This is a genomic window from Mesorhizobium sp. YR577 (genome assembly GCF_900116595.1).
GTDB lineage: Bacteria > Pseudomonadota > Alphaproteobacteria > Rhizobiales > Rhizobiaceae > Mesorhizobium_M.
On the sequence record NZ_FPBI01000006.1, the window covers coordinates 230,490 to 249,427 of the forward strand.

Sequence of the window (18,938 nt, forward strand, 5' to 3'; positions counted from 1 at the left end):
GGTAGCATGAGCCCGACAAAAACCCTTGCCAGCTCCGCCGTCCTGCTTGGCCTCCTTGCAGGATCATCCATCACTCCGGCCCTCGCCCAGCAGACATTCGACACGCAAAAGGCCAAAATCCTGGCCGAAACCGTCGTGGATGGCCTCGAAAATCCGTGGGGTCTCGCTTTCCTGCCCGATGGCGGGGCAATCGTGACCGAGCGCGACGGCCGCATGCGCATCATCGCCGACGGCAAGCTGTCCGAACCTGTAGCCGGAGTGCCGCAGGTGGCGGCAAGCGGACAGGGCGGCCTGCTCGATGTCGCGCTATCGCCCGACTTCGCTACCGACAATCTGATCTTCTTCTCCTATTCAGAACCGGGCGAAGGCGGCCAGGGCACGTCGGTCGCGCGCGCGAAACTCGTCCGCGACGGCGCAAGCGCAAAGCTCGAAGACCTCACCACCATCTTCTCCATGGCGAAGAAGACCGGCACGTCGCACCATTTCGGCTCGCGGCTGGTCTTCCGGCCTGACGGCACCCTGTTCATCACCACGGGCGACCGCGGCCAGGGCGACAGGGCGCAGGACATGCAGGACAGCGCTGGCGCCGTGATTCGCATCAACGCCGACGGGTCTGTCCCTGCGGACAATCCCGATGCCAACGGTGCGAAAGGCCTTCCCATCCTCTGGTCGAAGGGCCACCGCAATATCCAGGGCGCGACCTTCGATCCGGTCATAAATGCGCTGGTCACCGTCGAGCACGGTGCAAAAGGCGGCGACGAGATCAACTATCCCGAAGCCGGCAAGAATTATGGCTGGCCGGTTATCACCTACGGCGTCGATTATTCCGGCGCAAAGATCGGCACGGGCACCGAAGCGCCCGGCTTCGAGCAGCCGCAATTCTACTGGGACCCTTCCATCGCACCATCCGGCCTCGCCAGCTATCAGGGCGACATGTTCGCGCAATGGAAAGGCGACCTGCTCGTCGGCTCGCTGAAATTCGGCCAGTTGTCGCGGTTGGAACGCGACGATGCCGGCAAGATCACCGGCGAAGAACGCATGTTCGAAGCTGAGTTCGGCCGCATCCGCGACGTCAACGTCGCGCCCGACGGCTCGGTCTGGCTGCTCACCGACGAAAGCGACGGCGCCATCATCCGGCTATCCGCCGGTTAGATGACAAAAAAGCCCGGTCGCATGACGGCCGGGCTCTTCACTGAATTTCCAATCCTGAAAAATCAGGACTTCGTCTTCTCGAAGGCGTCGATCTGCTTGGACAGTTCGGCATATTCCTCGCAGCCCTTGCCGCAGCGCTTTTCGATCTCCGAAAGCTGCTGGCGGGCCGATGCGACGTCACCGAGCTGCAGATGCGCCTCGCCGAGATATTCGCGCACCAGCGTGTAGTTCGGATCGGCCTTCAGTGCTTCCTGGTAATAGCCGAGCCCGACAGTCACGCGGCCCATCTTCCGGTGCGAATAGCCGAGATAATTCAGGATGCGCGGGTCAGATTTGTTTGCGGCCAGACTCAAGACGCTGATCGCCTCGCCATAACGGCCGGCCAGGGCAAGCTGGCGTCCGGTCAGATAGAGACTGTTGTCATCGGTATAGCCGGCCTTCTGCTTGACGCATTTTTTCTTCGCCTGATCATAGACCTGCCCCTTCGCGCAGGTCGGAACCGTCGGCGCCTCGCCGCCCGCGGCGAACACTGGCACGGCAAAAAGCGGAACTGCAACGATCAGCGAAGCGGCATAGATGGCAATCCGGGTTTGCATGGAAAGTCCTCCTGAAATGCTCCCATTTCCATACTAACGCATCGCGCCCCCGCTTTCATCCCGACAATATGCGGTAGAGCTTTCCCACCGGTCTGGCGGCATTTTCCGCGAGCCGTGTGAAGCAGTTCATATTCGGCGCGCCGCAATGCCCCTACGTTAGCAGCCTAGGCCTCCCAGGCTTCATTGCCCGCACCGGTTACCTCCGGGACGGGCTTTTTTTTGCCTCCCGCTGGCGCTCACTTCTTGCCCACCGGCCACGCTGCCGGCCAGTTTTCCGGGCCGTTGTCGTAATTGCCGTCGCAGTCGTCCTTCGAGCGCGCTTCGAGAAGAACGAACACAAGGCCCTCCCCGCCATTGTCCAGCCGCCATTTGTTCCAGCCGCCGCAATCGCCAAGACCGCGCCCCTTGAAGAAGGCTGTCAGGATGCGCTTCTGCTGGTCCCAGTCGATGTTCCAGGCCTGCGACGTCGTCGTCGGGCCATCGGGCGCCATATCCGGCAGAGCCATCTGGTCGATGCTGCCGGACTGGCTGGCGAAAAAGGCATAGGGCTGGTTGTAAGCGCCGCCGTCGCCGCAGGGCAGCGCCAGAAAATGCGCGTCGTCGCCGACATCGGCGTCGAAACCGCCGATATTGTCGAAACCGTCATCATCCGAGAAGCTGCAGGTGCCGTCCGGTCCCTTGAATTCATCGCGGATCGCCTCGGGAATATCGGCAACGGTGGCGATCTCCCGCACGGCAGCCGCCGGGCTCGTGCCGTCGCCCTTCACCTGCAGCGCGTCCTTGGCCTTCAGCCGGCCTTGTATCTCGTCGGTGAAAATCAGCGCCGCAACCAGCCCCGATAACGAAAAGGATGATGTGCCGGCCCCGCCCTTGGCCGTGTAGGCGATTTCGAGCTTGCTTGCGTTGCGCAGGGCCTCCAGCAGTTTCAGCGAATCCGCACCGCCCGCAAATGTGTATTCCGTGTTCTCACCGCGAACGCCCTTGGCGACGGGCAAGATCAGCACCTGCTTGCCGTCCACCGACAAGCGGATGTCCGACCCGGCGCTCAATTCATCCTGCGCCGCGACAAGAATATCGAGCGGCGTGTCCGGTCCCGCCTTGCGCAGTAGCGAAAACGCGTTGACCGGCGGCTGCTTGGGCGCGTTGGCCAGCGTCTGGATCGTGCAGGTCATGGCCACCGAACAGGATACGTTAAAATCCTTGAACTCCTTGTAGGCATCGGCGCTCGCAGCCGAAAGTCCGCAGAAAAACAGAACCGTCACTATCGAAATCAGCCGCACGCTGAACCCCCCATTGTCCCCCGCGTGGCTCATGCGGCCGCGCCCGGCGATGCTAAGACACGCTGGCGATATTCTCCAGCCTTCTGTAAATGCGCGTGAAATGACAAGAATTCAGGCCAATCTCCTTCTGCTGCTTGCCGGTGCCATCTGGGGCATGGGCTTTGTCGCCCAGTCGACGGCGATGGAGGCGATCGGACCATTCCTGTTCACCGGCCTGCGCTTCACGATGGCGGCGCTGGCGATCCTGCCCTTCGCCCTGCGCGAATCCGGCCGCGCGGCAACCCCGCTGACCACGCGCAACTGGCTTTCCTTCGGCTGGATCGGCCTGATGCTTTTCGGCGCCATCGTCTTCCAGCAGATCGGGCTGCTCCACACCACCGTCACCAATTCCGGCTTCCTCACCGGGCTCTACGTGGTGATAACGCCACTGTTCGCGGTCATCCTGTTCCGCAACTGGCCGCATCCGATCGTCTGGCCCGCCGCGATTACTGCGATGGCCGGCATCTGGTTCCTGTCGGGCGGTGGCGCGACCGCGTTCAACACCGGCGACTGGCTGACCGTGCTTGCTGCCGGCTTCTGCGCGCTCCAGCTCATCTTCATCGGCCGCGCGGCTGCCCCCACCGGCCGGCCGCTCACGCTGGCCGTCACGCAATCCGGCGTCGTCGCCGTTCTGGGCCTGGCGATAGCGCTGGCGGTCGAGCCTATCGAATGGCAGGCGATACGCCTTGCTTTGCCTGAAATCCTCTACGCCGGCATCTTTTCCGGCGGCCTCGCCTTCACGCTCCAGATCATCGGCCAGCGCTACACGACGGCCTCGCAGGCAGCGATCTTCCTGTCGTCCGAAGCCGTTTTTGCCGGGCTGTTCGGCGCCCTGTTCCTGGGCGAGCGCCTGCCCGCCACCGGTCTTCTAGGCTGCGGCCTGATCTTCATCGCGATCCTCTCCGTCGAGGTTCTGCCGCCGCTGTTTGCGAAAAAGCCGGCCACCGAGACCTTTTAAGAATTCGCTCTGACGAGACAAATGGCGTGGTTTTCGAGAACCGGAGCGGAGCGGACGTTTTGGTCCGTGAGCACCGGAAGCGCAGAAAGCTGCGTCAGTTGGCCGTCAGAGTAGAATTATCAAAAGGTCTCAGCCTTTGAAAATAAAGGCCGCGCCACCCGCAATCAGCGCGAAGCCGATGACGTGGTTTATGGTCAGCGCTTCCTTCAGGTAAAACACCGAGAACACGGCGAACACCGTCAGCGTCACCACCTCCTGGATGGTCTTCAGCTCGGCCGCCGAATAGACCGCACTGCCGATGCGGTTGGCCGGCACTGCGAACCAGTATTCGAAGAAGGCGATCATCCAGCTGGCGATCACCGCGATGTAGATCGGCGAAGTCTTGTACTTCAGGTGCCCGTACCAGGCGAAGGTCATGAAGACGTTCGAGGCGACGAGCATCAGGATCGGCAGGATCTTGGGCGACAGCAGGGATGCCATGGGAGAAACCGTGTTGGAGGGAGGAGCCATTTCAATGGGAAGCGAGCCGCTGTCAATGTCCGGCCGACGGCGGCGAAAGCCTTCAAATCCCTCAAAAACGGCGGGGGCGTGACGTAGCCCGCAAATCAGGTATCATCCGGCAAGGAGGTAGTTCCTGTGCAGCAACGGCTGGACAAAGAATGGGAACTGACGATCGGTCCCGACACCGTGCGCCTTTTCATTGAAAAGGCCAACGCCATCAGTGCGGCCATCAAGGACGACTATGCCGATGGCAACGAGCACGAGGTCGAGCTCGACGGCGACACCCGCGACAACCACCACCATGACGGGCTGGCCGAGGAAAAGGCCGACAACCTGATGGCCGAGGAACTCTCGGAGCTGATCAACGACCTGAATGTCGACGAAGCCGCCGAACTGATCGCGCTGATGTGGATAGGCCGCGGCGACTACGACGCATCGGAATGGGCCGAGGCGCTTGCCGAGGCGCGCCAGCGCGGCAACAAGCGCACCGCCAAATATCTGCTCGGCATGCCGATGCTGGGCGACTGGCTTGAGGAAGGCCTGGAGGCCGTCGGCGCGTAACGGCCCTGTCACGCAGAGTGATCGCTGGCGCGCAACCAAAAACCCGCCATTGCCGTTGCCACCGCGATGAAGGTTTCACCGCGCGGTAATTTCCTGAAAATCCTGCCCTTGCTGGCGGTATCGCTGCTTTTCATCACCGCCGCCGACAACAAGCCGCCTGCGCTGCCGCAGGAAGTGCCGGTGCCGAAGGTTCACGAACCTCCGGCCGGCAACATCCCGCCGCAAAAACTTGGCGACACGCCCGTGCCGGAACCGCGCCCTCACAAGAAGGGCGACGCCGAACCCGACGCAGACAAGAAGACCGAGCCGGTCACTGCCCCGGCAACCGCACCCTTGCCGACCGAGAACCCCGAACAGCCGGACGAAAAGACGCCCGCTGACAAGGGCGAGTCTGAAAAGCAGGAAATTCCGGCGACGGCCCCAGTCCCGACGGAGAATCCGAAGGAACCCGACGAGGTTTCCAAAGACAAGAAGCCGCTTCCACCCGCCGAAGCCCCCAAGCCGGACGAGGCCAAACCAGGCGAAAAACCAACCACGCCGGAGGAAAAGGCCAAGCCCGGCGAGAACCCGCCCGAATCCGAAGAAAAATCCGAGCCGAAGTACCTCCCCGATCCGCGCTCGAATGCCCCGCGCGCCGACACCATGCCGGCGGAAGAACTGGCCTGCCGCGCGCGCATCAAAGATCTCGGCGTCGAGTTCGAGGAGCATAAGCCTGAGAGCGACCCTGCCGGCTGCGCCATGCCCTGGCCGATCACCGTCAAATCGCTCGGCAAAACGATCGAGCTCGCACCCGGTGCACTGATGAACTGCGCCCTTGCAGAGGCCTCGGCCAAATTCGCCAAGGATGTCATCTCTCCCGCCGCCAAGGCCGCCTATGGCGAGGAGCTGAAATCCATCTCGCAAGCCTCCGCCTACGTCTGCCGCCCGCGCAATGGCACCAGGAAACTGTCGGAACACGCCTTCGGCAACGCGCTCGACATCGCCCAGTTCACGCTTTCAAAAGACACGAAGATCGACGTCGAACCAGCACCCGACGAGAAGGCGGCGAAATTCCTCGCCGAAATCCGCAAGGCCGCCTGCGGCCCGTTCAAGACCGTGCTCGGCCCTGGCAGTGACGCCGACCATTCGCTGCATTTCCACTTCGACCTCGCCCCGCGCAAACACGGCGGCACGTTTTGCCAGTGACTGCCTCATTCAAGTCACAAGCGTAAATTTGACCGCTGACCTTTCCTTTACCCTCGGCCGCTATCCTTGAAATTCAAGGGACAGGGAACCGGTCATGGCCCAGAAAACTCCTTCCGCGCTGGCGTGGGCGCGGCGGCTCGGCAGCGCGCGCTTGGCGACTACCGGCGGCGCGGTGCTGCTGGTGGCGATGGTCGCGTCCTGCACCACCGACAGCCTGATGTCGATGCGGCCGGAAGTTGATGTCGGTACGCAGACCGCCGCCGTCGCGCCACGGGTCAGGCCATCTGCCCCTGCCCTCGCCCCTGTCGAGCCGATGCTGGAGCCGGTCGAGCCAAACCTTGCGCCGGCAGTTGCACCTGTCGAACCGTCGTTCGGGGCGGCTGATACGCCGATCGAGCCCGAACCCGCGGAAGCCACGATGGATTCGGAAGTCGATGAGCCGGCCGCGGCCACCATCCAGCCTTCCATCGAACCGGTACAGCCGCAAATCGCCGCCGTCATTCCGCCCGCCTCGGTCAAGCCGAGAGGCCTGCAGACGTTGGTGCCTTCCAATCCGATGATGGTCGGCTATCCGCGCATGGACCCGCCGGCAGCGCGGTCGACTGTCATGCCCGCCGACGAAGTCGCCTGCCGCAACGACCTCAAGCGCCTCGGCGTCACCTTCCAGAACCTCGCTCCCATCCACGAAGGCAGCTGCGGGATCGATTTTCCGGTGAAAGTTTCCGCCATCGGCAGCGTCCAGATGAAGCCGGCGGCGACGCTGAGCTGCAGCATGGCGGCGACCTTCTCGCGCTGGACCCGCAAGGAGCTCGTGCCGTCCGCACGCATGCGCTACTGGTCGGGCGTGAAGACGATCCATCAGGGATCGAGCTATTCCTGCCGCCGCATCGCCGGCACCCGGACGGCATCCGAACATTCCAAAGGCAATGCGCTCGACGTGATGCGCATCGAGCTCAGCAACGGCAAGGATATCGACGTGCGCAAGCCCGGCTGGTTCGCCTTCCGCGAAAAGGGTTTTCTCAACACCGTGCGCGCCGACGGCTGCGATTACTTCACCACCGTGCTCGGCCCCGGCTACAACTACGATCACCGCAACCATTTCCATTTCGACATCAAGCCGCGCAGGAACGGCTACGTCGCGTGCCGGTGAGTGCAAAAGGCCCATTCTTGCCAATTCCAGCGCCGGGCATAATCTCTGCGTGAATGCAAACGTTGACGCAGCGCGGCTGCGTTACAGCCTGGTGCCTGCCGCATGTCACGACACAGATTGCCCCGGCGTGTCGCCAACTATCTTGTCACGCTGGCGCTGGCCTATGGCCTCGTCGCTTATATGGCAGCACCCGAATTCTGGACGGTCAGGGAGCACGACCGAAAGCTGCCCGAGGCGATGGTGACGACCACCCCGCAAGGCATTCCGGGCGATCCGATCAATGTCGGGCTCGTCGGCTCCAAGCCCGATCTCATGCGCGCCTTCGCGGCAGCCGGATGGAACCCGGCCGACGCGATCACCTGGCGCTCTAGCCTCGAGATCGGCGAAAGCGTCCTCTTCGACCGCCCCTATGCCGATGCTCCGGTCAGCACGCTGCTGTTCGACGGGCGCAGGCAGGATGTGGTTTTCGAGAAATCGGTCGGCGCAAGCGCCGATCAACGCCACCATGTCCGCCTCTGGATGGTCCCGCCGCCCGACGGCGACGATCGACCGCTCTGGCTGGGATCGGCGAGCTTCGACCGCGATGTCGGCCTCAGCCATGACACCGGGCAGATCACTCATCATATCGGCCCCGACATCGACGCCGAGCGTGATCTGCTCATCTCCGACCTCAAGGCTGCCGGCTCGATCGAGGCCTGCCACAGCGCCGATGGAGTAGGCGCGACCCAGACCGGCCGCAACGGCGGCGGCGACCGCTATTTTACCGACGGCATGGCCACAATTTGCGATCTGAACCGAAAACCCTGAAACAATACCGCGCTGAAAAGTGCCACACCCTATTTTCTAGCGCCCCGCCTCAATGCTATTGAGCATCAATGCTATACATCGAAGTCGCTATCGTCGTCGTCCTCATCTGCGTGAACGGCCTTCTGGCCATGTCGGAGCTGGCGATCGTTTCGTCCCGGCCGGCACGGCTGAAGGCCATGATCGACCGCAACGTCAAGGGTGCGGGGCGCGCGCTTGAACTCGGTTCCAATCCCGGCAAATTCCTGTCGTCGGTGCAGATCGGCATCACGCTGGTCGGCGTTGCGTCCGGCGCATTTTCGGGCGCCACGCTTGGCCAGCGCCTGACCCAGGTGCTGGCGGCCAACGGCGTGCCGGACGGCATTGCCGATGCGCTCGGCGTCGGCCTTGTCGTCGCCATCATCACCTATGGCTCGCTGATCATCGGCGAACTGGTGCCCAAGCAGATCGCACTGCGCAATCCCGAAGGCGTTGCTGTCAGGGTCGCGCCGCTGATGCGCGTGATTGCCGTCGTCGGCGCACCGCTGGTCTGGCTGCTCGACATTTCCGGCCGCTCGGTGCTGTGGCTGCTCGGCCAGCGTGGCGAGAGCGAGGAAAAGGTCACCGACGAGGAGATCAAGATGCTGGTGGCCGAGGCCGAGCATCACGGCACCATTGAATCCGACGAGCGCCGCATGATCGCCGGCGTGATGCGGCTCGGCGACCGCGCCGTGCGTGCGGTCATGACCCCGCGCACCGAGGTCGACTGGCTCAATCTCAATTCCGACGAGACAACGCTCAAGAAACTGCTGATGGAAACGCAGCATTCGCGCCTGCCTGCCGGCGAGGGCTCGGTCGACGCCATGGTCGGCGTCGTGCAGACGCGCGAAATCCTGGCGACCCTTCTGGCCGGCCGCGCCTTCGACGCGCGCAAGCATGTCCGCGCCGCCCCCATCGTCCACGACCAGGCCGACGCACTCGACGTTTTGACCACGCTGAAACAATCCGATGTGCCGATGGCGCTGGTGCATGACGAATACGGCCATTTCGAAGGCATCGTCACGCCGGCCGACATTCTCGAAGCGATCACCGGCGTCTTCCGCGCCGATCTCGACGAGGACGAATCGGAAGGAGCGGTCCAGCGCGAGGACGGCTCGTGGCTGCTGGCCGGCTACATGCAGGCCGACGAGATGGCCGACCAGCTCGGCATCGACCTGCCGGAAAACCGCGACTACGAAACCGTCGCCGGCTACGTGCTGTCGCACATGCACCACCTGCCCGCCACCGGCGAAAGCGTCGACGCGCAGGGCTGGCGCTTCGAAGTCGTCGATCTCGACGGCCGCCGCATCGACAAGGTCATCGCCTCGAAGCTGCCGGCGTAGCGGCGATCTGCGGGAAGCGTTTTTGACCGCAAGAACAATGGCTTGCGGACGCGGTTTGAATCAAAGCTGATTCGCGTAGCGAATTAACCCCCTCTCCGTCTCGGCTTCGCCGAGCCACCTCTCCCCCGCTTCGCAGGGGCGAGGAACCCAAGTCTTGAAATGTCGCGGCCTCGCAGAACTTGGGTTCCTCGCCCCCATGAAATGGGGGAGAGGTGGCGCGCGAAGCGCGACGGAGAGGGGGCATGAAGCCGCAAAGCCAACGACGATTAACGCCCCGCCGCTACGGCTGCTCCCAACAAAAAGGGCGGCGTTTCCGCCACCCTCTTTTCATCCTTGGGAGGAGTATTTTACGCCGCTTCCGATTCAGCAGCCTCGGCATCGGCCAGGCGCGCAGCCTTCAGCACCTTGGCCCACCACACCGTCTCTTCGATCAAACCATGGGCAGCCTGGTTGAGGTGCTCGAGATCCTCGAGCTTCTTTTCGCCCTGCTTCACCGCAAGGAAATCGGCCCAGACGATGTGAACGGCCGCCTTGGTCGGCGCCATCTGCAGCTCGACGGCGTGGAGCCGGAGCTGTTCGACCGCACGCGCGCCACCGACGCCGCCATAGCCGACGAAGCCGGCAGGCTTCTTGTTCCACTCGGTCGCGGCATAGTCGAGCGCGTTCTTCAGCACGGCCGTCGGGCCGTGGTTGTATTCCGCAGCCGTGAAGATGAAGCCGTCGAGGCTGGCGATCTTCTTCTGCCAGCGCAGTGCTACTTCATTCTGCGACGGCACCCAGGCGGACGAGGCCACTTCTTCGAAGAAGGGCAGTGGAAAATCGCGCAGGTCGATGACTTCTACGTCGATGTCGGTGCGGGCCTTGGCGATCTTGGCGAACCACTCGGTCGGAACGTCGGCGAAGCGGACAGCTCGCGTCGAACCGATAATGATTCCTATTTTCGGCTTGGACATGATAGTTTTCCCTATGAAACACTTGGTATCCATTGGATACCCGCACTATATTGGTGACTGATCATTCAGTGCACAAGGAGGCACTTTTTTGAAACCTAGGCACCTGCATCACACCGAAGACTGCCGCGCCGTCAGCGATATCCTGCAGCGCATCGGCGACAAATGGACCGTTCTTGTGGTGAGCAGGCTCGGCGACGGGCCGATGCGCTTCAACGAACTGCGCCACATCATCGGCGGCATCTCGCAAAAGATGCTGACGACGACCCTGCGCGGGCTGGAGCGCGACGGCTTCGTCACCCGAACCATGTTCCCGACCATCCCGCCGCGTGTCGATTATGAACTGACCGAACTCGGCCACGAACTGCTCGTACCCGTCAACGCGCTGGGCGAATGGGCACGGCTGAACACCGCGCGCGTCAACGCGGCACGCGCGAGATTCGACGCCGCCTGCCCGGAACGGGCGAAGGGGAAGAAGGCTGCGTGATCAGTGAGTGAGTAGTGAGTAGTGAGTAGTGAGTAGTGAGTAGTGAGTAGTGGATTTGAACTGCTTCGCTCTATCGGCAAGGCAATTCGCTATTCACTATTCACTATTCACTATTCACTATTCACTCAGCTGGCACCGGCTTCGGCTTCCCATCCTTGTCCAGCGCCACCATGATGAAATCGGCGTCGGTCACCTTCTCCATCAGATCCTGCAGATAGCGCTGCGCCCAGGCTTCGACCTTTAGCGTCATCGACGTGCGCCCGACGCGGTTGACATGGGTGTAGATGCACAGCGTGTCGCCGATCTTCATCGGCTTGGCGAAGGACATTTCCTTCACCGCCGCCGTCACCACGCGCCCCTTGGCGCGCTCGGCGGCGCGTATGCCGCAAGCAAGGTCCATCTGCGCCATCACCCAGCCGCCGAAAATATCGCCGGCAGCATTGGCATCCGACGGCATCGCCAGCGTGCGCAAGGTGAGCTCGCCCGTCGGTTGACCGTCTGCGTAATGAACCATCGTGAATCTCCGTAAATGCCCGCCCCATCGATGGCAGCTAACACAAACTACAGCAAGCACCGGTCGCTTTTTTCACAAGCCATGCCGGATGCCGGGGTGTCGAAGCTCCTCGCCGAACGCTAGGCTGAATCAATATCTGAGCCAGTTCACGGGCGGCCTTTCGTTTCACATGCAAACCTATGATTTCATTGTCGTCGGCTCAGGCTCAGCGGGCTGCGTGGTCGCCGAGCGATTGTCGGCCGATGGCCGCTTCTCCGTGCTGGTGCTCGAAGCCGGCGGCACCGACCGCCGCTTCTTCGTGCAGATGCCGCTCGGCTACGGCAAGACGTTTTTCGATCCTGCCGTGAACTGGAACTACAAGACCGAGGCCGATCCCGGTCTCGCCGGCAATGTCGACCACTGGCCGCGCGGCAAGCTGCTCGGCGGCTCCAGCTCCATCAACGCCATGGTCTGGATCAGGGGCCAGCGCGAGGATTACGACGCCTGGGCTGCCGCCGGAAATCCCGGCTGGGGCTTCGACGACCTCCTGCCGGTTTTCAAGGCGATCGAGGACAACGAGGCCGGTGCCGACCAATGGCGCGGGCGCGGCGGGCCGGTCCACGTCACCGACAATCGCACCCGCGTCCACCCCCTCACCCACCGCTTCCTGAAAGCCGGCGAGCAGGCCGGCCTCGCCTTGAATCAGGATTTCAACGGCAGGACCCAGGAGGGCGTCGGCGTCTATCAGATCAACACGAAGAATGGCCGCCGCATGTCGGCGGCGCGTGCCTTCCTGCGCCCGGCGATGAAGCGCGCCAATGTCCGCGTCGAGACCAATGCGCTGGCGACCAAGATCCTGTTCGAGGGAACCCGCGCCGTCGGCATCGAATATCAGCGCGGCGGCCAGACGCTCACCGCGCGCGCCGGCCGCGAGGTGATCCTCAGCGCCGGCTCCATCAACACGCCGCAGCTTTTGCAGCTTTCCGGCGTCGGCCCCTCCAGCCTCCTGAAAGGTCTCGGCATACCGGTCGTCCACGCCAACGACCATGTCGGCGACAATCTCCAGGACCATCAGGGCATCAACTACACTTTTCGGGGCAGGCTGCCGACGCTCAACCAGATCCTTCGCCCATGGTGGGGCAAGATGCTGGTCGGCATGCAATACATCCTGACGCGCGGCGGCCCATTGGCTATGAGCATGAACCAAGGCGGCGGTTTCTTCCGCACCGATGCCGCGCAGACCCGCCCAAACATGCAGCTCTATTTCCAGGCTTTCTCCACCGTTCTGCCACGGGTCGGCGAGCGCCCTATCCTCACGCCCGACCCCTGGCCGGGCTTTTCCATCGGCCTGTCGAACTGCCGCCCCTCGAGCCGAGGCTCGATCATGATCCGCACGAAAAACCCGCTCGACTACCCCAGAATCGCGCCCAACGCCTATTCGACCAACACCGACGTCACCGAAATGCTCGACGCGGTGAAGTTCGTGCGCAAGATTGCCGCCATGCCGGCAATGAGCGAGATCATCGAGGAGGAGGTGCTGCCCGGCCCCAAATGCACGACCGACGAAGAGCTGGTCGCCGATTTCCGAGCCCGCTCCGGCACCGTTTACCACCCGGTCTCGACCTGCCGCATGGGGCCGGACGCATCGCAATCGGTCGTCGACCCGCGCCTGAAGGTGCACGGCCTTTCCGGCCTGCGTATCGTCGACGCCTCGATCTTCCCCGACAACATCAGCGGCAACACCAACGCCGCTTCCATCATGACCGGCGCCAAGGGCGCTGCGATGATACTGGAGGATCATGTTGGTTAAACTGCTGCCAACCTTGGCGCTGCCCCTCATCCGCCTACCGGCACCTTCTCCCCGTATAGTGACGGGGAGAAGGAGGAAGCTCCAACGCTGACGCCCCCCTCTCCCCGTCACTATACGGGGAGAGGGTAAGGGTGAGGGGCAGCGCCGACCTGACAAGCAACACGCCACGACCGAGGAGAGGCCCATGAAAATCACCGACGTTAAAACCTTCGTCGTCGGCAATCCGCCGCCGGGCATCGGCGGGCGCTATTTCATCTTCGTCAAGCTGACGACGGACTCGAATGTCGTCGGCTATGGCGAGGCCTACAACGCCACCTTCGGCCCACACGTCACCGCAAAAATGATCGAGGATCTGGCCGAGCGCTATCTCGTCGGACGTGACCCGCACGACATCGAAACCTTCTTCCGCCGCGCCTATTCCTCAGGCTTTTCGCAGCGGCCGGACATTTCCGTCATGGGCTGTTTTTCGGCGCTCGAAATCGCCTGCTGGGACATCATCGGCAAGGAGGCCAACAAGCCGATCTACAAGCTGCTCGGCGGCCAGGTGCACGAGACCCTGCGCTCCTACACCTATCTCTATCCGCACACCGGAAGTGCGGTGCCTGCCGAAGCCGACAACCCGGACAAGAATGTCTACAACGATCCCGGTCTCGCCGCCGAATGCGCGCTCGCCTATGTCGAGCAGGGTTTCAACGCGGTGAAGCTCGATCCCGCCGGTCCCTACACCGCCTTCGACGGCCACCAGCCGCGACTGATCGACATCGAGCGCTCGGCGGCCATGATCAAGGCGATCCGCGAGGCGGTCGGCAACCGCGCCGACATATTGTTCGGCACGCATGGCCAGTTCACCGCGTCGGGCGCACTACGCATGGCCAAGGCCATCGAGCCTTACGACCCGCTGTGGTTCGAAGAGCCGGTGCCGCCGGATATGCCCGAAGTCATGGCGCAGGTGGCGCGCGGCACCTCTATCCCGATCGCCACCGGCGAGCGGCTGACGACCAAATTCGAATTCGCCCGCGTCATCGAAAACCGCGCCGCCACCATCCTGCAGCCCGATCTCGGCCGCTCCGGCGGAATCCTCGAAACCAAGAAGATCGCGGCCATGGCCGAGGCCTATCACATCCAGATCGCCCCGCACTGCTATTGCGGCCCGATCGTCGGCGCCGCCAACGTCCAGCTTTCCGCCACCCTGCCCAACTTCCTCATCCTGGAATCGCTGAAGCAGTGGGACGGCTTCCACGAGACGCTTTTGAAGAAGAAGATCGAGTGGCAGGACGGCAATGTCATCCCGTCGAAGGAACCCGGCCTCGGCGTCGAGCTCAACGAGGCCGTCTGCGAGGCCCATCCCTGGACCGGCAAGGACCTGCATCTCGACATGATGCAGGATCCGCTGTTTCCGTGAAGCAAAAAGCGATTCCGGATCAAGGCCTTGGCCGGCGATCCGGAATCATTTCGCAAGGCGGCTGAATCAGTTTCTCAAACCGACAGCCTAATCCTGCAGCTTGACCCGGTAAACGGCTCCCGAGCCCCAGGTGCCGACCAGCAGTTCGCCTTCGCCGCCACGGCCAAGCGCGACTGCGCTGCCTTCGAGGCCGTCCGCCACAACCTGCGACGCACCATCGAAGGCGACACGACGCACCAGGCTCGCACCATTGTCGATGACGAAAACCGCATCCGCCCCGGCGGCAAGTATGCCGACGCCCGGCCGCGAAAAGCTCTCTCCCATTTCCGAAACCGAGCCGTCCGGCAAGACGCGCGTCACCCGCCCGCCATATTGCGAAGCGACGATGCTGCCATCCGCCATCTCGACCACACCCACCGGCAGCGACAGCCCGCTGGCGACCACGCGCCGCTCCCCGCTCGCCAGATCGACCGACAGGATTTCGCCGGAAGCCCGATTGGCAACGAGCAGCCGCCCGTCCTTGGTAAAGGCGATGCCGGCAGGTGTCGCCAGCCCTTCCACGACGCGCGCGGTTGAACCGTCCAGTCCTACCCGGATGATATGATCGCCCGAATAGGCGGAGACGAACACGCTGCCCTCGCTGTCGACGGCGATGCCGGCGGGTGAAGCCACGCCATCCACCAGCACCGAGCGGGAGCCATCCGGCGTCATGCGCTCGACCACGCCGCCGCTCCAGTTCGACACATAGACGGTGCCGTCCGATGCTCTGGCAATGCCGGTCGGAGCGCTGAAACCTTCCCACAACTTCTCGGCCGCAGCCGTGCTTGCCTGCACGGCAGAAGGCGTCACCAACGGGCCCACGAAGGCTGCAGAACCGAGCAGGAGCGTGCTGCCGGCAAGCATGCTGCGCATCATCCTCCTCATGCCGCGCGCTCCTGCCCGACAGCCTCAACTTCACTCCGATGCGCAAAAACCTCCTTGGCCGCGAACAGCCCGTTGAGGGCCGCCGGGAAGCCGGCATAGACCGCCATCTGTATGATCACCTCGGTGATCTCGTCGCGGGTCAGCCCGACATTCAGTCCGGCCTCGATATGCACCTTGAGCTGTGGGCTGGCATTGCCCAGCGCCGTGAGTGCCGCGATGGTCGCGATCTCGCGCTCGCGCAAGCCGAGCCCCTCGCGGCAGTAGATATCGCCAAAGGGGAACTCGATAATGTAGCGGGCGAAATCGGGCGCGATATCGGCCAGTGCTGCAATGACCTTTTCGCCGCCTGCGCCGTCGATTTCAGCGAGCGCCCGCTTGCCGCGTTCGAATCTGCTGTCCTGTTTGTTCTGCGTCATGGGTTTTCGTCCTTTTTTCAGAGCCGGCATAGCCGGCGATCTTGGTATCGAGGACGAGAAGGCAGGCCTGAAGCTCAGCCACATGATTGCGCACGCGCTCGCGATGCTGTTCCAGCAATTCGCGGCGCTGCCTGTCCGTATCGGCGCCCTGCTCCCGCAAAGCCGCATATTGCAGCATCTGCCGGATCGGCATCCCGGTCGTTTTCAGGCGACCGAGAAATTCGATCCAAGTCAGGATCGAGGCGTCGTAGTCACGTTGGCTCGATTGGTCCCGGTCGGCATAGGGAAGCAGCCCGATCCGCTCATAGTAACGGATGGTGTAAGCCGACAGTCCCGACCGCTTTGCGAGTTCGCCAATCTTCATGGTTTTGCCCTGTCTCGTCACGACGCTCACAAGGCTAGGGGTTGGAGTGCACTCTAAGTCAATAGGGTTTTTTCGAAGAAAATAGCAGGTGCCGGTGACGATCGAAGCTGCGGCTTAGACGTCGTCATCCCCTCGCCCATATCTGTGGACATGGTCCGAACATCACGCTTTGGTGAACGGAATCGGTTAGATTGCGATCGTCGAACCGGGGACGTTCGCGAGTAACGGGGACAACCATGACACTCATCCAGAAGCTGGCGATCTTCTACGCCGCCATGTTCTTTTTCGTTGTCGGCATCGGCTATGTGCCGGCTTTCAACGACGCCAATGGCTATCTGTTCGGGCTGTTCTCGCTACAATGGTATGATGACTTGCTCCACGCTTTCTCTGGCGTCTGGGCGTTGATCGCCGCTTTCGTCTCGCATCGCCAGTCGGTGCTGTATTTCAAGCTGTTCGGTGCGATCTACCTGTTCGACGGCGTGCTCGGCCTCGTCACCGGCTCCGGCTGCCTTGACGGCGGTATCTTCATCGACGGCTTCCGCTCCTTCGGCGATGTCGAGTTCCCGACCCGCTTCTTCGCCAATGCGCCGCATCTGGCCATTGGCGGCTTTGCCGTCTTCGTCGGCTACTGGCTGTCGAAGCGCGTGCACGAAAAGCTGGCAGTGGCCTGAGCGCATGTTTCTGCTCCGCCTGCTGAAGCGCCTCGTCAAGACGCTGCTCATCATCCTCGTCGTCGTGCTGGCGATCCCGCTGCTCGGCCTTGCCTATGGTTTCCTGACCACCAGCAGCATCGACCAGACCCCGCTTGCCGGCATCGAGCAGGGCGCGCCGCCGCAGGCGCTTGCCGATCAGGTCCGCACCGAAATCCCTGGCTACCAGCGGCCTGAAGAATCGACCTATCTCACCTATCCCGAATGGTCGATCGTCTACGCCGCGCGCGAATATGCCGGCTTCGTCCGCAACGATCGTGAAAGCGGCTTTCCCTATTGGTCCACCATCGGCCGCTTCTGGCAGGATTATGCCATGGTCATCCGCGCCACCTCGGACAAGCCGTTCAACTTCGCCAACCACCAGATGCTCGCCGTCATCGGCACCAGCCACACCATCGAGCACCTGATCCAGTGGGCCTATGAAAACACCATCGGCCGCATCACCGAGGCGACCTCGGGCCGGCGCATCGCGGTAGACGTCTATCAGGCCCGGATCGCCACGGAATACGCAGCCTTTCTCGATCAGGTGCCGTGGTACCAGTTTCCCTATGCCGAAAAACGCGCCGGCCTGATGGCTGTGGGCAATGCCGCTAACGAGGACCAGCTGCGCACCAGCGAGCGCAAGATCGCCTTCGGCCTCGCCTACACCATCAAGCAGGGCTATGCAGACATCATCAAGTCGGCGCTGTCGGCCACCGCCGATCCGGCCTTCCTCGACATTCATGTCTGGGCCAAGGGTCCGGTCGCCGAGGCAATCGCAGGAGAACCCGACACGAAACTCGAAAAGGATTTCGGCACGGACGGCGTAGTCTTTGTGACGAAGCGCTATCAGGTCTTCACCGACATGATCCCGCGCCTGATCGAGAAAGGTCTCAGCTTTGTCGAAATCGGCGGCAATGACGAAATCCTCGTCACCGTGCTGTCCAACGGCGAAGTCGAAATCCCGGCCGGCGCCCGCGAACTGTTTTCCTACCAGCTGCCGGCCGAGCCAAGCCGCCGCCGCACCGGCCTGACCGTCGCGGTTCGCTCACTGCACGCCGTCCTGCCGACGCTTGCAGAAGACGGGGCGAAGCTGGAACATGTTTACGATTATTGAGTTCAGGTGAGCTGAGTAGCTGATTGCAAATCAAGGCGTTAGCGCAATATCCAGAATCAGGGCCTCAGTTGCATTTCCAGCAACATTCAGTTGCGCTTCACCACACTTATTCCGCGATTCAAGCCAAATCCCGCCGCGAACCGGGCGCAAGTTGTTCTGGTCAACATCCTTCCGAGGACACCATGATCAAGACCGCGCTCATAGCCATGACGATCGTCGGCTGCGACTGCGATGCGAAGCTCTGCGAGTTCATCCGCGAGACGCCGCCGCAATACGCCTCCGTGGCCGATTGCGAGGCCGCGCTGAAAAAGCAGATCCTGCACGAGAAAACCGTCGATTATCCGCTGGTCTCCGGCATCTGCCGTTCGAACCAGCCCGATGATTTCAAGACCGCCTCCGTCCAGGCGACCGACCCGGCGCCCGCGCCGCAGACCGTCGAGCCGAGCCGCAGCGCGCCCATCTATGCCGGTCTGGTCGAGGACGGCCGCTCCGTTCTGTACCGCACTGCCGGCGGCTACACCGTCGTGCGCAAGGGCATCAGCCACGCCGCCGAAAGCACGGCCGATCTGGCAAGCTGGGCCACCGGCTGGATCGCCGCCAAGCTGCCGGCGTTTTGAGGTTGGTGTATTAGGTCGGATAAACGGTGTTTACCCCCACCCCTAACCCCTCCCCACAAGGGGGAGGGGGACGATTTCGTCG

21 protein-coding genes are annotated in these 18,938 nt (G+C 62.7%); 13 read left to right on the forward strand and 8 right to left on the reverse strand.

Translation table 11 applies throughout. The features are described 5' to 3' along the window. The first annotated feature begins 6 nt into the window (after positions 1-6). Positions 7-1,152 carry a PQQ-dependent sugar dehydrogenase gene (locus tag BM413_RS11035; protein ID WP_091913246.1) on the forward strand — a complete coding sequence of 382 codons (1,146 nt, stop codon included), beginning with the start codon at positions 7-9 and terminating at the stop codon, positions 1,150-1,152. A gap of 62 nt (positions 1,153-1,214) precedes the next feature. Here BM413_RS11035 and BM413_RS11040 read toward each other — a convergent pair whose 3' ends face one another. Together BM413_RS11040 and BM413_RS11045 are read right to left on the reverse strand one after the other, a co-directional pair. Next, the gene (locus BM413_RS11040) at positions 1,215-1,748 is read right to left on the reverse strand and encodes a tetratricopeptide repeat protein (RefSeq protein WP_091913248.1); all 534 of its coding nucleotides are present in this window, start codon (positions 1,746-1,748) and stop codon (positions 1,215-1,217) included. Positions 1,749-1,984: 236 nt separating this feature from the next. Then, on the reverse strand, positions 1,985-3,061 hold the full coding sequence (locus BM413_RS11045) for a DUF1176 domain-containing protein (RefSeq protein ID WP_091913250.1): 1,077 nt from the start codon (positions 3,059-3,061) through the stop codon (positions 1,985-1,987). Positions 3,062-3,128: 67 nt separating this feature from the next. Here BM413_RS11045 and BM413_RS11050 point away from each other — a divergent pair, with 67 nt between their 5' ends. Further along, positions 3,129-4,025, forward strand: coding sequence for a DMT family transporter (locus BM413_RS11050; protein WP_091913252.1), 897 nt, complete (start codon positions 3,129-3,131; stop codon positions 4,023-4,025). A 129-nt stretch (positions 4,026-4,154) separates the two neighbouring features. Here the strand turns inward: BM413_RS11050 and BM413_RS11055 are convergent, their stop codons facing one another. After that, the gene (locus tag BM413_RS11055; RefSeq protein ID WP_091913254.1) at positions 4,155-4,505 is read right to left on the reverse strand and encodes a DMT family protein; all 351 of its coding nucleotides are present in this window, start codon (positions 4,503-4,505) and stop codon (positions 4,155-4,157) included. 156 nt (positions 4,506-4,661) lie between these two features. On the opposite strand from BM413_RS11055, the gene BM413_RS11060 reads away from it, so the two are divergent. From BM413_RS11060 to BM413_RS11080, 5 genes are all read left to right on the forward strand, one after another. After that, positions 4,662-5,087 (forward strand): DUF3775 domain-containing protein, encoded by a 426-nt coding sequence (locus BM413_RS11060; RefSeq protein WP_091913255.1) that lies wholly within the window; start codon positions 4,662-4,664, stop codon positions 5,085-5,087. 66 nt (positions 5,088-5,153) lie between these two features. Continuing rightward, the gene (locus tag BM413_RS11065) at positions 5,154-6,272 is read left to right on the forward strand and encodes an extensin-like domain-containing protein (protein ID WP_091913257.1); all 1,119 of its coding nucleotides are present in this window, start codon (positions 5,154-5,156) and stop codon (positions 6,270-6,272) included. Positions 6,273-6,366: 94 nt separating this feature from the next. After that, entirely contained in the window at positions 6,367-7,422 is a 1,056-nt protein-coding gene (locus BM413_RS11070; RefSeq protein WP_091913260.1) for an extensin family protein, read from the forward strand. 102 nt (positions 7,423-7,524) lie between these two features. Next, a complete protein-coding gene (locus BM413_RS11075) occupies positions 7,525-8,229 on the forward strand; it encodes an LssY C-terminal domain-containing protein (protein ID WP_091913262.1) in 705 nt (234 codons plus the stop codon). Between the two features lie 68 nt (positions 8,230-8,297). After that, positions 8,298-9,587, forward strand: coding sequence for a hemolysin family protein (locus tag BM413_RS11080; protein ID WP_091913264.1), 1,290 nt, complete (start codon positions 8,298-8,300; stop codon positions 9,585-9,587). 347 nt (positions 9,588-9,934) lie between these two features. Here BM413_RS11080 and BM413_RS11085 read toward each other — a convergent pair whose 3' ends face one another. Beyond that, positions 9,935-10,540: an NADPH-dependent FMN reductase gene (locus tag BM413_RS11085; RefSeq protein ID WP_091913266.1), complete on the reverse strand. Its 606-nt coding sequence runs from the start codon at positions 10,538-10,540 to the stop codon at positions 9,935-9,937. Positions 10,541-10,628: 88 nt separating this feature from the next. On the opposite strand from BM413_RS11085, the gene BM413_RS11090 reads away from it, so the two are divergent. After that, positions 10,629-11,024, forward strand: coding sequence for a winged helix-turn-helix transcriptional regulator (locus BM413_RS11090; RefSeq protein WP_091913268.1), 396 nt, complete (start codon positions 10,629-10,631; stop codon positions 11,022-11,024). A gap of 121 nt (positions 11,025-11,145) precedes the next feature. On the opposite strand, the gene BM413_RS11095 is transcribed toward BM413_RS11090, so the two are convergent. After that, positions 11,146-11,538: an acyl-CoA thioesterase gene (locus BM413_RS11095; protein WP_091913270.1), complete on the reverse strand. Its 393-nt coding sequence runs from the start codon at positions 11,536-11,538 to the stop codon at positions 11,146-11,148. A gap of 169 nt (positions 11,539-11,707) precedes the next feature. Between BM413_RS11095 and BM413_RS11100 the strand changes: the two genes are divergently transcribed. After that, the gene (locus BM413_RS11100) at positions 11,708-13,327 is read left to right on the forward strand and encodes a GMC family oxidoreductase (protein ID WP_091913273.1); all 1,620 of its coding nucleotides are present in this window, start codon (positions 11,708-11,710) and stop codon (positions 13,325-13,327) included. Between the two features lie 184 nt (positions 13,328-13,511). Further along, a complete protein-coding gene (locus BM413_RS11105) occupies positions 13,512-14,729 on the forward strand; it encodes a mandelate racemase/muconate lactonizing enzyme family protein (RefSeq protein ID WP_091913275.1) in 1,218 nt (405 codons plus the stop codon). Positions 14,730-14,816: 87 nt separating this feature from the next. Here the strand turns inward: BM413_RS11105 and BM413_RS11110 are convergent, their stop codons facing one another. The 3 genes from BM413_RS11110 to BM413_RS11120 are packed head-to-tail and all read right to left on the reverse strand — an operon-like array spanning position 14,817 to position 16,433. Beyond that, positions 14,817-15,653, reverse strand: a complete 837-nt coding sequence (locus tag BM413_RS11110) for a Vgb family protein (protein WP_210188926.1) — start codon at positions 15,651-15,653, stop codon at positions 14,817-14,819. After that, positions 15,650-16,069: a carboxymuconolactone decarboxylase family protein gene (locus BM413_RS11115; RefSeq protein ID WP_091913277.1), complete on the reverse strand. Its 420-nt coding sequence runs from the start codon at positions 16,067-16,069 to the stop codon at positions 15,650-15,652. Before BM413_RS11115 ends, BM413_RS11110 begins: the two co-directional genes overlap by 4 nt. Continuing rightward, the gene (locus BM413_RS11120; RefSeq protein ID WP_091913279.1) at positions 16,014-16,433 is read right to left on the reverse strand and encodes a MerR family transcriptional regulator; all 420 of its coding nucleotides are present in this window, start codon (positions 16,431-16,433) and stop codon (positions 16,014-16,016) included. The genes BM413_RS11115 and BM413_RS11120 overlap by 56 nt, the downstream gene beginning before the upstream one ends. Before the next feature lie 236 nt (positions 16,434-16,669). Between BM413_RS11120 and BM413_RS11125 the strand changes: the two genes are divergently transcribed. The 3 genes from BM413_RS11125 (at position 16,670) to BM413_RS11135 (ending at position 18,856) form a co-directional block, all read left to right on the forward strand. Continuing rightward, complete coding sequence (locus BM413_RS11125; RefSeq protein WP_091913281.1) at positions 16,670-17,104, forward strand: hypothetical protein; 435 nt, start codon at positions 16,670-16,672, stop codon at positions 17,102-17,104. Positions 17,105-17,108: 4 nt separating this feature from the next. Beyond that, positions 17,109-18,239, forward strand: coding sequence for a hypothetical protein (locus tag BM413_RS11130; protein ID WP_091913283.1), 1,131 nt, complete (start codon positions 17,109-17,111; stop codon positions 18,237-18,239). A 182-nt stretch (positions 18,240-18,421) separates the two neighbouring features. Beyond that, entirely contained in the window at positions 18,422-18,856 is a 435-nt protein-coding gene (locus BM413_RS11135; protein WP_091913285.1) for a hypothetical protein, read from the forward strand. The last annotated feature ends 82 nt before the right edge of the window (positions 18,857-18,938 follow it).

Coding starts and splice junctions, on each gene's coding strand:
- BM413_RS11045 (WP_091913250.1), bottom strand. CDS start 3,061: ATGAGCCACGCGGGGGACAATGGGGGGTTCAGCGTGCGGCTGATTTCG.
- BM413_RS11115 (WP_091913277.1), bottom strand. CDS start 16,069: ATGACGCAGAACAAACAGGACAGCAGATTCGAACGCGGCAAGCGGGCG.
- BM413_RS11080 (WP_091913264.1), top strand. CDS start 8,298: ATGCTATACATCGAAGTCGCTATCGTCGTCGTCCTCATCTGCGTGAAC.
- BM413_RS11040 (WP_091913248.1), bottom strand. CDS start 1,748: ATGCAAACCCGGATTGCCATCTATGCCGCTTCGCTGATCGTTGCAGTT.
- BM413_RS11110 (WP_210188926.1), bottom strand. CDS start 15,653: ATGAGGAGGATGATGCGCAGCATGCTTGCCGGCAGCACGCTCCTGCTC.
- BM413_RS11055 (WP_091913254.1), bottom strand. CDS start 4,505: ATGGCATCCCTGCTGTCGCCCAAGATCCTGCCGATCCTGATGCTCGTC.
- BM413_RS11105 (WP_091913275.1), top strand. CDS start 13,512: ATGAAAATCACCGACGTTAAAACCTTCGTCGTCGGCAATCCGCCGCCG.
- BM413_RS11070 (WP_091913260.1), top strand. CDS start 6,367: ATGGCCCAGAAAACTCCTTCCGCGCTGGCGTGGGCGCGGCGGCTCGGC.
- BM413_RS11050 (WP_091913252.1), top strand. CDS start 3,129: ATGACAAGAATTCAGGCCAATCTCCTTCTGCTGCTTGCCGGTGCCATC.
- BM413_RS11035 (WP_091913246.1), top strand. CDS start 7: ATGAGCCCGACAAAAACCCTTGCCAGCTCCGCCGTCCTGCTTGGCCTC.
- BM413_RS11085 (WP_091913266.1), bottom strand. CDS start 10,540: ATGTCCAAGCCGAAAATAGGAATCATTATCGGTTCGACGCGAGCTGTC.
- BM413_RS11120 (WP_091913279.1), bottom strand. CDS start 16,433: ATGAAGATTGGCGAACTCGCAAAGCGGTCGGGACTGTCGGCTTACACC.
- BM413_RS11075 (WP_091913262.1), top strand. CDS start 7,525: ATGTCACGACACAGATTGCCCCGGCGTGTCGCCAACTATCTTGTCACG.
- BM413_RS11095 (WP_091913270.1), bottom strand. CDS start 11,538: ATGGTTCATTACGCAGACGGTCAACCGACGGGCGAGCTCACCTTGCGC.
- BM413_RS11065 (WP_091913257.1), top strand. CDS start 5,154: ATGAAGGTTTCACCGCGCGGTAATTTCCTGAAAATCCTGCCCTTGCTG.
- BM413_RS11135 (WP_091913285.1), top strand. CDS start 18,422: ATGATCAAGACCGCGCTCATAGCCATGACGATCGTCGGCTGCGACTGC.
- BM413_RS11125 (WP_091913281.1), top strand. CDS start 16,670: ATGACACTCATCCAGAAGCTGGCGATCTTCTACGCCGCCATGTTCTTT.
- BM413_RS11130 (WP_091913283.1), top strand. CDS start 17,109: ATGTTTCTGCTCCGCCTGCTGAAGCGCCTCGTCAAGACGCTGCTCATC.
- BM413_RS11100 (WP_091913273.1), top strand. CDS start 11,708: ATGCAAACCTATGATTTCATTGTCGTCGGCTCAGGCTCAGCGGGCTGC.